Annotated in this window: 10 protein-coding genes; 3 read left to right on the top strand and 7 right to left on the bottom strand. The window is 70.4% G+C overall.

All coding sequences use genetic code 11. The features are described from left to right. Positions 1-162: 162 nt before the first annotated feature. Positions 163-1,350: an ROK family transcriptional regulator gene (locus Pka01_RS38735; RefSeq protein ID WP_239116207.1), complete on the bottom strand. Its 1,188-nt coding sequence runs from the start codon at positions 1,348-1,350 to the stop codon at positions 163-165. Between the two features lie 193 nt (positions 1,351-1,543). Here Pka01_RS38735 and Pka01_RS38730 point away from each other — a divergent pair, with 193 nt between their 5' ends. Both Pka01_RS38730 and Pka01_RS38725 read left to right on the top strand, forming a co-directional pair. After that, positions 1,544-2,284 (top strand): HAD family hydrolase, encoded by a 741-nt coding sequence (locus tag Pka01_RS38730; protein ID WP_203887985.1) that lies wholly within the window; start codon positions 1,544-1,546, stop codon positions 2,282-2,284. Continuing rightward, on the top strand, positions 2,284-4,650 hold the full coding sequence (locus Pka01_RS38725) for a glycoside hydrolase family 65 protein (RefSeq protein WP_203887984.1): 2,367 nt from the start codon (positions 2,284-2,286) through the stop codon (positions 4,648-4,650). The genes Pka01_RS38730 and Pka01_RS38725 overlap by 1 nt, the downstream gene beginning before the upstream one ends. Positions 4,651-4,906: 256 nt before the next feature. Here the strand turns inward: Pka01_RS38725 and Pka01_RS38720 are convergent, their stop codons facing one another. Next, the gene (locus Pka01_RS38720) at positions 4,907-5,803 is read right to left on the bottom strand and encodes an SDR family oxidoreductase (protein WP_203887983.1); all 897 of its coding nucleotides are present in this window, start codon (positions 5,801-5,803) and stop codon (positions 4,907-4,909) included. A 212-nt stretch (positions 5,804-6,015) separates the two neighbouring features. On the opposite strand from Pka01_RS38720, the gene Pka01_RS38715 reads away from it, so the two are divergent. After that, positions 6,016-7,074, top strand: coding sequence for an NAD(P)H-dependent amine dehydrogenase family protein (locus Pka01_RS38715; protein WP_203887982.1), 1,059 nt, complete (start codon positions 6,016-6,018; stop codon positions 7,072-7,074). Between the two features lie 68 nt (positions 7,075-7,142). Here Pka01_RS38715 and Pka01_RS38710 read toward each other — a convergent pair whose 3' ends face one another. The 5 genes from Pka01_RS38710 to Pka01_RS38690 all read right to left on the bottom strand — a co-directional run bounded on the left by Pka01_RS38710 (position 7,143) and on the right by Pka01_RS38690 (position 11,997). Beyond that, positions 7,143-7,802, bottom strand: coding sequence for a flavin reductase family protein (locus Pka01_RS38710; protein WP_308442320.1), 660 nt, complete (start codon positions 7,800-7,802; stop codon positions 7,143-7,145). A gap of 28 nt (positions 7,803-7,830) precedes the next feature. Then, positions 7,831-8,457: an NADPH-dependent FMN reductase gene (locus tag Pka01_RS38705; RefSeq protein WP_203887981.1), complete on the bottom strand. Its 627-nt coding sequence runs from the start codon at positions 8,455-8,457 to the stop codon at positions 7,831-7,833. A 300-nt stretch (positions 8,458-8,757) separates the two neighbouring features. Then, positions 8,758-9,825, bottom strand: coding sequence for an MBL fold metallo-hydrolase (locus Pka01_RS38700; RefSeq protein WP_203887980.1), 1,068 nt, complete (start codon positions 9,823-9,825; stop codon positions 8,758-8,760). 53 nt (positions 9,826-9,878) lie between these two features. Continuing rightward, entirely contained in the window at positions 9,879-11,159 is a 1,281-nt protein-coding gene (locus Pka01_RS38695) for an MFS transporter (protein WP_203887979.1), read from the bottom strand. Positions 11,160-11,436: 277 nt separating this feature from the next. Continuing rightward, positions 11,437-11,997 carry a winged helix-turn-helix domain-containing protein gene (locus Pka01_RS38690; protein WP_203887978.1) on the bottom strand — a complete coding sequence of 187 codons (561 nt, stop codon included), beginning with the start codon at positions 11,995-11,997 and terminating at the stop codon, positions 11,437-11,439. Positions 11,998-12,004 lie beyond the last annotated feature (7 nt).

Genomic DNA, 12,004 nt, shown 5'->3' with positions numbered 1-12,004 from the left:
GACAGACGAGTGAGGAGGGAGGGAAGAGCCTGCGGGTCGCGGCCGGGGGGACGCCCGGCGGTGGCGGGCGTGGCGGTCGGGTCGACCTCGGTCATCGCGCGCTCCTGGGGAAGGACGGGGGGATCGTCGCCATGAGGCTCTCCTGGGGGGTGACTCTCCGGGCTACTTGGCCGAATAGACGTGGTCGCTGATGAGGCGGGCGGCCCCGACGACGCCCGCGATCTCCCCGAGTTCGGAGAGCACGATCGGCATGTTGCCGGTGGCCAGCGGCAACGACCGGCGATATACGACGCTTCTGATCTCCGCGAGCAGGACGTGGCCGAGCCGGGCGACCCCACCGGCGATGATCACGAGCCCGGGATTGAAGAAGCTGACCAGGCTGGCCAGCACCTGACCGACCCGGTGACCTCCGTCGCGGATGAGCCTGATCGCCTCGGCGTCCCCCTGCGCCGCCGCGGCGGCCACGTCCTCGGCGCGCAGCTCGCCGGTCGCGGCCAGCCGTTCCGCGAGGTACGGCGACCTGCCCGAGCGGGCGAGGTTGGTTGCCTCCCTCGCCAGGGCGGCGCCGCCGAAGTAGGCCTCCAGGCAGCCGGAGTTGCCGCACGCGCAGACCGGCCCGAGATCGTCCACCCGGATGTGCCCGATGTCGCCGGCGCTTCCGGAGACACCCCGGTAGATCTTGCCGTCGACCACGATGCCGCAGCCGACGCCGGTGCCGATCTTCACCAGGAGGAAGTCGTCGACGTTGCGCGCCAGGCCCGCGTGCAGTTCGCCGAGGGCCATGATGTTCACGTCGTTGTCGACCATCGCGGGACACCCGAGCTCCTGCCCGATCGCCTCGCGCACCGGGTAGCGGTCCCAGCCCGGCATGATCGGCGGCACCACCGGGACGCCCTCGGGGAAGCTCACCGGGCCGGGGACCCCGATCCCCGCGCCGTGCAGCTGGGTGAACAGCCCGTTCTCCCGGAACTTGCCCAGCAGGTCGACGGCCCGGTCGAGCACGGCGGCGGGTCCCTCCCGAATGTCGCACGGCTCGCTGACGTGCCCGAGAACCTCCAGCTCGCCGTTGGTGACCGCGACGTCGATCGACGTCGCCCCGATGTCGATCCCGGCGAAACGGGTGTGCGGCGAGAGCCGTACCTTGCCCGACCGCCTGCCCCCGCGGGAGGCGGCGAGACCGGCGGACTCGACCAGGCCGAGCTCGATCAGCCCGTCCAGCTCCACGTTGAGTTTGGAGCGTGACAGGTCGACGACGTCCGCGAGCTCGGCCCGCGAACGACCCCCGTCCCGGAGAAGCCTCAGAAGGGTCGCTTGATGCACGTTCTCCGGCCGCATGGTGCTCCGCTTCACAACGCGCCTCCGCGTCAAGGTGATTGCGGCGAACGTACCTCCCGTCCCCCGCCGAGGGGAAGGTCTTTTATCGATCTGATGCAATCTTTCGCCGAAAACGGCAAAAGTACGGATGTACGCGTGCTTCCCGGCTGGGTAGAGACCCGAGGTAAGAAGGCCTTCCATTTCCGGAATGTCATGCTCAGGGGGTCTCATGCTGGGGTTGCCCGACGGAGTCCGCGGCTGCCTGTTCGACATGGACGGGGTGCTGACCCGGACGGCCACCGTCCACGCGGCCGCATGGAAACGGGCCTTCGACGAGTTCCTCCGTACGTGGGCCGACCGCACGGGGACGCCGTTCGAGCCGTTCGACGAGGTGGCCGACTACGACAGGTACGTCGACGGCAAGAAACGGCTCGACGGCACCCGGTCGTTCCTGGACTCGCGAGGAATCGACCTCCCCGAAGGAGACCCCGGCGACCCGCCGGACGCCCTGACCGTCAACGGCGTGAGCAACCACAAGAACGAACTCGTGCAGCACGTCCTCGACGAGAAGGGCGTCGAGGTCTTCGACGGATCCGTGCGGTACGTCCGCGCGGTCCGGGACGCCGGGCTGAGCACGGCGGTCGTCTCGTCGAGCGCCAACACCGAGCGGGTCCTGGACGCCGCCGGCATCGCCGGCCTGTTCGAGGCGCGGATCGACGGCGCCGTCGCCCAGACGCGGAAACTCGCCGGCAAGCCGGCACCGGACATGTACGTGGAGGGAGCGCGGGCGCTCGGCCTGAAGCCGTCGGAGGCGGCGGTCTTCGAGGACGCCCTCGCCGGAGTCGAGGCGGGCAGGGCCGGCCGGTTCGCCCTGGTCGTCGGGGTCGACCGGGTGGGGCAGGCGGCCGCGCTCCGCGATCATGGCGCCGACACCGTCGTCACCGACCTCGCCGATCTCCTGGAGCAGTGATGATCCAGCATCCCGCCTTCACCGTGGAGCCCTGGTGGATCCGCGAGTGCCGCCTGCACCTCGACGTGCTGCCGCAGACCGAGTCGGTGTTCGCGCTGTCCAACGGGCACATCGGCCTGCGCGGCAACCTCGACGAGGGCGAGCCCCACGGCCTGCCCGGCACCTATCTCAACTCCGTCTACGAGTTGCGGCCCCTGCCGTACGCCGAGGCCGGCTACGGCTTCCCCGAGTCCGGCCAGACGGTGGTCAACGTCACCAACGGCAAGCTCATCCGGCTGCTCGTCGACGACGAGCCCTTCGACGTCAGGTACGGCACGCTCCACGAGCACGAGCGGGTCCTCGACCTGCGGGCCGGCACCCTCACCCGCACGGTCCACTGGACGTCGCCGGCCGGCGCCACGGTCCGCATCAGGTCGACCCGGCTGGTGTCGTTCACGCACCGGGCCGTCGCCGCCGTGCACTACGAGGTCGAGGCCGTGGACGACACGCTCGGCGTGGTCGTGCAGTCCGAACTTGTGGCCAACGAGACCCTGCCCGACACGGGCCGCGACCCCCGTGCGGCCGCGGTACTCGAGGCACCTCTGGTGCTGGAGGAGAACACCCCGGGGACGTCGGGCGTGGCGGTCATGGTCCACTCCACCCGGACGAGCAACCTGCGCGTCGCCGCCGCCATGCGGCACCAGATCGACGGGCCCTCGGGGACGCGCGCCGAGGCCGACGGAGGCGACGACGTCAGCCGCCTGACGGTGGCGACCCAGCTCAAGCCCGGGCAGCGGCTTCGCCTCATCAAGCTGTTCGCCTACGGCTGGTCGGCCCAGCGGTCCCGCCCCGCCCTGCACGACCAGGTGGTCGCCGCCCTCGCCGCCGCCCGCCTCACCGGATGGGACGGCCTGCTCGCCAAGCAGCGCAAGTATCTCGACGAGTTCTGGGCGGGGGCCGACGTCGAGGTCGAGGGCGACGCCGAGATCCAGCAGGCCGTCCGCTTCGGACTGTTCCACCTGCTCCAGGCCGGCGCGCGGCTGGAACGGCGGCCGATCCCCGGCAAGGGCCTCACCGGGTCCGGCTACGACGGGCACGCGTTCTGGGACACGGAGAGTTTCGTGCTGCCCGTCCTCACCTACACGCATCCGAGGTCGGCGGCGGACGCCCTGCAGTGGCGGGAGTCGATCCTGCCCCAGGCAGAGGACCGTGCCGACCAGCTGGGCCTGCACGGAGCCGCGTTCCCCTGGCGGACCATCAACGGCGAGGAGTGCTCGGGCTACTGGCCGGCCGGCACGGCGGCGTTCCACGTCAACGCCGACATCGCCGACGCGGCCGTGCGGTACGTCGACGCCACGGAGGACATGGACTTCGAGCGCGAGGCCGGCATGCCGCTGCTCGTCGCGACCGCCAGGCTGTGGTGCAGCCTCGGCCACCACGACGTCGAGGGCAAGTACCGGATCGACGGCGTCACCGGCCCGGACGAGTACAGCGCGGTGGCCGACAACAACATCTACACGAACCTCATGGCGCAGATGAACCTGCGCGCCGCCGCCGACGCCGCCGTCCGCCACGCGGACCGCGCACAGGAGCTCGGCGTCGGGCTGGAGGAGATCGCGATCTGGCGTGACGCCGCGTCCGCGATGTACATCCCGTACGACGAGCGCCTGGGCGTCCACCCCCAGAGCGAGGGGTTCACCCGCCATGCGATCTGGGATTTCGAGACGACCAAGCCGGAGCAGTATCCGCTGCTGCTGAACTTCCCGTACTTCGACCTCTACCGCAAGCAGGTGGTCAAGCAGGCCGATCTCGTGCTCGCGCTCCATTTGCGCGGCGACGCGTTCACGCCCGAGGAGAAGGCCCGTGACTTCGCCTACTACGAGCGCCTGACGGTCAGGGACTCGTCGTTGTCCGCGTGCACGCAGTCCGTGATGGCGGCCGAGGTGGGCCAGCTGGAGCTCGCCTACGACTACCTCGGCGAGGCCGCGCTGATGGACCTGCACGACCTGGAGAAGAACACCAGGGACGGCGTGCACATGGCCTCGCTGGCCGGCGCGTGGACGGCTCTGGTCGCGGGATTCGGCGGCATGCGAGCGTGTTCAGGCCGGATGTGCTTCTCCCCGCGGCTGCCCGACGGCATCACCCGGCTCTGCTTCCGGATTCGTTACCGGGGCCGGCTGCTGTGCGTCGACATCACCGCGACCACGACGACGTACACGCTGGTGCACGGGCACTCGCTGACCCTGCACCACCACGGGGAGGCGTTCACGCTCGGCCGCGAGCCGGTCGAGCACACCACGCCGATCACGCCGGTGCCCGACCAGCGGCTCCGCCAGCCGCCCGGCCGCGAACCCGCCCCCCGCCACCCCGGCCCCTCCCCCGCCTGACCCCCCCTCGCCGTGATCATGCACAGGTTCGGCGCCACGCCGCACGACCTGCCCAACCCCTCGCCGTGATCATGCACAGGTTCGGCGCCACGCCGTACGGCCTGGCCAAACCCTCGCCGTGATCATGCACAGATTCGCAGGCGCGCCTCGCGACCTGCGAGAACACCAGACGTGATCATGCACGCCGCATCGCGGCCGGCACCGGGACACACCCGGCGCCGGCCCGCGATCGATGGACGTGACCGCAGCGGCGTGGTTACAGCATGGCCTGCATGGACGCGGTGGCCTGTCCCCCCAGCGTGGTGGGCTGAAGGTGGGGCTCCTCGGTCATCACGGCGTCCCAGTTGTCGTGGATCGCCTCGATCGTGAGGTCGTCCGTACGCCAGCCCGGGCCCTCGGCGACGAACACGCGGGCGACGCGGCCACCGCCCACGGAGAACACCTCGCCGGTCGTCTCGCAACTCTCGTGCGCGAGGTAGGCGACCAGCGGGCTGATCCGCTCGGGCGTCAGCTTCTCCTCGAACTCGGCGGGGAACAACGCCTCGGTCATCCGGGTCCAGGCGATCGGCGCGATCGCGTTGGCCCTGATGTTGGCGCGCGCGCCCTCGATGGCGACCGACTTGGTGAGGCCGACCAGGCCCATCTTCGCGGTCGAGTAGTTGACCTGGCCGAAGTTGCCGAACAGACCGGCGGGCGAGGAGGTGTTGACGATCCTCCCGTACGCCTGCTCCTTCATGTGCGGGAACGCCGCCCGGGTGACCAGGAACGAGCCGCGCACGTGGACGGCCAGCACGGCGTCGAACTCCTCGACGGTCATCTTGCCCAGCGACTTGTCCCGCAGGATCCCGGCGTTGTTGACCACGATGTCCACCCGGCCGAACGTGTCGATCGCGGTCTGGACGACGGCCTGGGCACCTTCGGGTGTCGCGACGTTGTCCCCGTTGGCCACCGCCTCGCCGCCGTTCTTGACGATCAGCTCGGCCACGTCCGCGGCGGGCCCGGAGGACGGGCCCGTGCCGTCGAGGGCGCCGCCGAGGTCGTTGACGACGACCTTGGCCCCGCGCTCCGCGAGCAGGAGCGCGTGCGAGCGGCCGAGACCATGTCCCGCACCCGTCACGACCGCCACCTGTCCGTCGAACCTGAGATCCGGCATGACGCCCACCTTTCGGAGGAGAACAAGGTTCTAGTTGCCTGAACAATAGCTCTCCCACCTGAAAGCGACGGCGACCAACAGCAGATCACCGCGTACTGTGATCAATCCGGTGATTTCTGCTATAGTTTCTGGCCCCCGGACGGGCGTGGGTCAACGACGACACCCCTCCCAGCACGGCCCCCGCCCAGAGCTGACCTGGCTGGAGGCCACGCATGCCCTTTACTCCACCCCTGCGCGTGGTCCAGTGGGCCACCGGCGCAGTCGGGGGATACGCGCTGCGGAATGTGATCAATCGTCCGGAGTTCGAGCTGGTGGGAGCTCTCGTCTACGACCCCGACAAGGTCGGGCTCGACGCGGGTGAGCTGGTGGGCCTGGGCACGGCGGGTGTCGTGTGCACCGACGACGTCGACCAGGTGCTGGCCATGGAGGCCGACTGCGTCCTCCACATGCCGTTACCGGCGTCGTACTTCGGCGGCGATCCATCGACCGACCTCGAGACGATCTGCGCGCTGTTGTCGTCGGGCAAGAACGTCATCACCACCACCGGATTCGTCTATCCCCAGGCGTACGGCCCCGGCGTCGTCGAGCGGATCGAGACGGCCTGCGCCCGCGGCGGGACCTCCCTGCACGGGACCGGCATCAACCCCGGCTTCATGAGCGACCTGCTGCCGCTCGCGCTGACCGGGCTGTCCGACCGGCTCGACCACATCTACGTACGCGAGTCCTCCGACTACCGCGGTCATCCGTCCCGGCAGATCGTCACCGACCTGATCGGCTTCTCACGCGCGCCCAAGGACTACGCGGACGCGATCCGCCCCTTCCGCGCCTATCAGCGGTCGCTGTTCGCGGAGAGCGTCCAGCTCGTGGCGTCCACCCTCGGCGTCGCGCTCGATGAGATCGAGGAGAGCGACGAGTTCGAACTGGCCACGGAGGAGTTCGAGATCGCCGCGGGAGTGGTGCGGCCCGGCACGGTCTGCGCGTCCCGATGGGTTTTCACCGGCCTGGTGAAGAACATGCCGTTCATGACCGTCGAATGCGTCTATAAGGCGGACGCGGACAAGGCGCCGCGGTGGGCTCGGCCCGGGTTCGCCATCCACATCGAAGGCAGGCCCACCATGGCCGTCACCATCGACGAGGTGTCGCACGGCCTGGCGGGCGCGGCCGCGCACGCGGTCAACTCGATCGCCGCCGTGTGCGCGGCGCCCCCGGGCATCCGGACGATCCTCGACCTGCCGCTCGCGACGGGACGCGGCGCCGTCCGCCTGGCCTGACCGCAGGACGGGCCGTCCCCCTCGGAACGGCCCGTCCTCCGGCTGATCGAGTACGGCGAGCAGTCCGGTCAGTAGGGCAGGAACCGCCCGAATCTGCCCTTGTGGTAGAGGAGGGGACGCCCCGCCGAGCTCACGGTGGTCGAGGTGACCAGGCCGACGACGAGGATGTGGTCGCCGACCTCGACCGTGTGGTGGGGACGGCAGATCAGGTGCGCCGACACGTCGTGCAGCAGCGGCGCGTCCTGCGGGCCCCCGCTCCACCTGGTCGGATGGGCGAAGCGGTCGATGTCCTTCTTCGCGAACCTGGCCGCGACCTCCGCCTGGTCGCCTGCGAGGACGTTCACCGCGAAGTGATCGGCCCGCCGCAGCGCCGGCCAGGTCGTCGACGACTGCGCCACGTAGAACGACACCAGGGGCGGCTCCAGGCTGACCGACGAGAACGAGGTGGCGGTCAGTCCCACCGGCACGCCCTCCGGCCGGGCGGTCACCACCACCACCCCGGCGGCGTGCACGGCGAGGGCCCGGCGGAACTCCTCGCCGCTGACCGGACCGGCCTGCGCCGCCGACGATCCGTTCCGCGCGGAGGTCCTCTCGGCCGGGTCCACGTCCTCGGCGGGGTCGGGGTTTTCTGATCGGTCGTAATTTTCTGATCGGTCGCCCTCTGAGGGCACGAGCCGGAGGTGCGTCGGGACGTGAGCGTCGGGGGGCGAGTCGTGCATGGCGGTCATCAGCTGGACCTCCGAGCCGGTCCGCGTGTCATTCCGGAACCTCCTGGGACGACGGCGGGCGGGGAACCACCTGCCCGGCCCAGCGGTCCAGCAGATCGTCGAGTTCGGGTACGGCCGTCGCGCCGGAATCGGGGCCGAAATCACGCGGGACCACCGAGTCCAGCACCACCAGCCCGGGCGTGGGGACGAAGGCGCCGAGCTCGACCAGCAGCGGCCTCAGGTGCACCTCGACCGCGAGGGAGTGCTTGGGATCGCCCATGACCAGCAGCGGCAACGCCGTCTTCCCTGCCAGCGCCTGGTGCGGAAGCCTGTCGAGGAACACCTTGAGCAGCCCCGTGTACGTCCCCTTGTAGGTGGGACTGGCCACCACCAGGACCTCGGCGTCCAGGACCAGTTTCAGCGCAGACTCCACACCGGGCCCCGGCTCGCGGGCGAGCAGGTCCGGCGCGAGAGCGGCCAGGTCCACCACGTCTCCCGCTCGGCCGTACTCCCCTGAGCCGCCGGCGGCGGGACTGCTCCCCTCCGAGGCGCCTGCCGCGTCCGCGAGCCCGGCGGCGGGTCGCAGCCGTCCGGCCACAGCCTCGGCGGCGCGTACCGCGATGGCGAGCGTCCTGGACCCTTCCCGCGGGTTGCCCACCAGGGTCACGATGCTCATCGCGTCCTCCTCAGTCGTGCGTGGTCCCCCGCGGGACCCGGGCCGCCCAGGAGGACGGGCGGCATGGTGGTCAAAATGGCCTCGAGGTGCGGTTTCTTGGACATGCGGTCCTCCACGGGGGAGAGCGACGCTCCAGCGGGACCCGGAGCCGGTCCGATCGCGGGCTTCTCACCGAGATCGACATCGGCGGCCGCCGGAGCGGCCGACGTCTCCGCGAGCGGGCCGGGCCGTGAACGCGTCCTGACTCATGCCGCCGACGCTAAACGCATCGGCGCATATAGTCAACATTTCCTACTTGGTTTACATAGAACTTGCGGAGAGCCACAGATCCGGCTCTCCGGGCACGCGCGAGACCAGACCGCGCGCCTCCAGCCACACGAGATGGGCCAGCGTCTCGTTGTTGGCGCCGCGCCGCATGTGGGGAGCGATGCTCTCCCACGGCCTCGACCAGGTCAGCCGGGTCGCGAGGTCCCAGCACGTGCTGCCGCCCGTCTCGGCGAGGACACGCTCCACCTCCGCGAGCCGCTCCTCGTGGTGCTTGACCACGTAGTCCACGCGCTCACCCAGCTCGAGGAACCGGAACTCGTGGGCGGGAAGCACCTCGTCAACGTCGAGTTTCCCGACACTCCTGAGGGCGTCGAGATAGTCGGCGAGCGGATTCGCCGTCGACTGGGGGTGCACCGCCACCATCGGCGTGATCTTCGCCAGCACGTGGTCGCCGGAGAACAGGAGCCGCCGGTCGGGCTCCACGAAGCAGAGATGGCCGGGCGAGTGCCCCGGGGTCCAGATGGCCCGCAGGTCCCATCCGGGGAGGTCCATCCGGTCGCCGTCCTCGATCAGCCGGTCCGGAACGGCCATCGTCACGAAACTGCGCAACATCATGGACGCGCCGGCCAGTTCCTGGGCGGTCATCTCCGGCACGCCGCATCGCAGCAGCAGACTCCGCTCCCGGGCGATCAGCGCCTGGATGGCGGAGTCGTCGTAGCGCTCGTGGACCAGCCGGGCGTCCTCCGGATGCAGGCCGATCCAGGCCCCCGAGACCTCCCGGATGCGCCCGGCCAGGCCGTAGTGGTCCGGATGGATGTGGGTGACCAGCACCGCCTTGACATCGGTGATCTCGTATCCGGCCGTCCGCAGCCCGGCCACGAGGGCGTCGTAGGCCTCGTCGGTGTTCCATCCCGCGTCGATGATCGCCACGCCGTCCGGGATCTCCAGCGCGTACACGAGGACGTAGCGGAGCGGATTGATGGGAATCGGCACCGGGATCGACCACAACCCCGGCCGCACACGCTCGACCTCCGGGACGACCCGGGCGAGCCAGGCCGCGCGCTGTTCCTCGTTGGCCGCCGTAACGGTCGGCTTGCTCATCGGCCGCACCCCTTTCGCACCCCCCGATTCTGCCCTGTCACCCGAACATCGTTCTACTGGGGTTGCCGTACAGGCACGGCGACGGCCGGGCGGGCGGCGGGGAGCCGTACATAGAGGAGGGCCGCGGACAGCGTGATCACGGCGCTCACGGCCCACGATCCGCCCGTGCCCACCTGCGCCGAGATCGGGACCAGCACGAGCGAGGAGACCATCCCGCCGAGCTGCAACTGGAGCGAGTCGACCGACATCACGGTCGCCCGCTGCGTCGAGGCGACCCGCTGGTGGATCAGCTCGGTCCTGAACAGCGAACTGACGGCGAGGCCCGTGAACAGCACGACATAGGCGGCTCCGGCGGCGGCCATTCCCGCCACGCCGTCGAGGGCCACCGACGCCGCGAGGGCGCCCACGGACGCCGCCGTGACGACGGTGGCCAGCATGACGGCGCGCATCGACCCCCGGGCGAGCCTGGCCACGGCAGGAGCGATGGAGCTGCCCACGGCGTTCGCCGCGAACCCGGCGGCGGCCACGACCGCGTAGATCGTGCCGGCCGTCTCGGGTCGTCCCGTGAGCGCGGCCAGACGGCCGGGCGTCAGCAGTTCGATGCTGTTGAGCAGCACGCCCACGGTCACCGCGACGAGCAGCAGGCGCCCGAGGCCACGGTCGAGCACGGCGAGCCTGAACCCTCCCCCGATGGTCACCGGGACGTCGCGCATCACGTCCGCGAAGCGCGGCCGGACCGGCTTGGCCGGCTCCCGCATCACGAGGAGGACCGTGAACAGCAGGACCAGGGCGGCACCCCCGCCCGCCCAGACCGGCACGGCGAGCGACTCGCCGCTGACGAGCAACGGGAGCACACCGCCTGTCAGCGTTCCGATGGCGAGGGCGACGGACCCGGCGGCCCCGCCCGCCGCGAGGCCGGGCTTGAGGTCGGCGTCCGGGCCTTCGAGCGCATGGAGCCCGTCGACGTACCAGGCCTGGGCCGGGCCGCTCGACAGGGCCCGGGCGACGCCCTTGAGGAGCGAGGCGGCCAGGAACGCCCAGAACGTGCCCGCCAGCGCCGTCATGGTGAACCCCGCCACGCTGAAGACGGCCGAGGCGGCGAGGACGGTCCGTCGGCCGATGACGTCGGCCAGCCCGCCCGTGGGGAGTTCCAGGACCACGACGGTGATCGAGTACGCGGCCGTGACCAGGCCGATCTGGGCGATATCGAGCCCGCGCACCGACATGAGCAGAACCATCGGCGCGATCATCAACCCCACCGGCAACCAGGTGAGGAACTCCACAAGCGCATACTTGCGCGTACTCGGCGTGATCATGCTCACCTTCTTGATCATGGTCCTTCACCTGCGACGACTCTCGCCGTGATCATGCACGCCTTCGGCGGCGACCCGGCTGATCTGCGGTTTCACGGTTCGTGATCATGCACGCCTTCGGCGCGCGGCCCTCCGGCCTGCCATTTCCCGGTTCGTGATCATGCGCCCGCGGCCGGCCGCCGGATTGCATGATCACGAAGGAAGTCGGCGCAGGTCACCCATGGTCCGGCCGAATCCGTGCATGATCACGTACGGCTTTCGCCCAGCTCACAGCACATCTCGCCGAACCTGTGCATGATCACGCGCGGGGGTGGGCGGCGAAGAACACGGACACGGGACGGGCGTCGGGAGCGCCCCTGTCCCGGTCGGCGGCCTCCCTGAGCATGACCCACAGCTGTTCCGTCAACGAGGCCACCGACGCCGGCGACAGCCGTACGACGTCGTCGGACATCCCGGCGACCTCGATCCACTCGGTGCTCCACGAGTCCCTGTCCCGCTCGAAGGCCTCCACGGTGTCCGTCAGCACCTCGACCTGGCGGCGGCGCAGGAGGTCCGCGGCCTCCCGGCCCTCGGGGGTCGCCGACATCTCGGCGTTGCTCCACGAGGTCATCCGGTGGACGGCCCGCCATCGCCGCTCGCGGCGATCACGTTGCTCCCTGTCCTCCTCGACGAACCCGTACCGGGCGAGCTGCCTCAGGTGATAGCTCGTCGATCCCGAGCTCTCCCCGAACCTGGCGCCCAGTTCGGTGGCGGTCGCGGGCCCGTCCGACCGGAGCGCCCCCAGCAGGCGCACCCGGAGGGGGTGCGCCACCGCTTTGAGCGTCCGCGGATCACTCACATGGAAGACCTCATCGCTCATGCCACCG

Origin of the sequence: Planotetraspora kaengkrachanensis, from assembly GCF_016862895.1 — a bacterium.
GTDB lineage: Bacteria > Actinomycetota > Actinomycetes > Streptosporangiales > Streptosporangiaceae > Planotetraspora > Planotetraspora kaengkrachanensis.
Note: the sequence above shows the minus strand (reverse complement) of the source record. Positions and strands in the feature narration are given on the sequence as shown.

Coding starts and splice junctions, on each gene's coding strand:
- Pka01_RS38730 (WP_203887985.1), top strand. CDS start 1,544: ATGCTGGGGTTGCCCGACGGAGTCCGCGGCTGCCTGTTCGACATGGAC.
- Pka01_RS38725 (WP_203887984.1), top strand. CDS start 2,284: ATGATCCAGCATCCCGCCTTCACCGTGGAGCCCTGGTGGATCCGCGAG.
- Pka01_RS38720 (WP_203887983.1), bottom strand. CDS start 5,803: ATGCCGGATCTCAGGTTCGACGGACAGGTGGCGGTCGTGACGGGTGCG.
- Pka01_RS38715 (WP_203887982.1), top strand. CDS start 6,016: ATGCCCTTTACTCCACCCCTGCGCGTGGTCCAGTGGGCCACCGGCGCA.
- Pka01_RS38710 (WP_308442320.1), bottom strand. CDS start 7,802: ATGACCGCCATGCACGACTCGCCCCCCGACGCTCACGTCCCGACGCAC.
- Pka01_RS38705 (WP_203887981.1), bottom strand. CDS start 8,457: ATGAGCATCGTGACCCTGGTGGGCAACCCGCGGGAAGGGTCCAGGACG.
- Pka01_RS38700 (WP_203887980.1), bottom strand. CDS start 9,825: ATGAGCAAGCCGACCGTTACGGCGGCCAACGAGGAACAGCGCGCGGCC.
- Pka01_RS38695 (WP_203887979.1), bottom strand. CDS start 11,159: ATGATCAAGAAGGTGAGCATGATCACGCCGAGTACGCGCAAGTATGCG.
- Pka01_RS38690 (WP_203887978.1), bottom strand. CDS start 11,997: ATGAGCGATGAGGTCTTCCATGTGAGTGATCCGCGGACGCTCAAAGCG.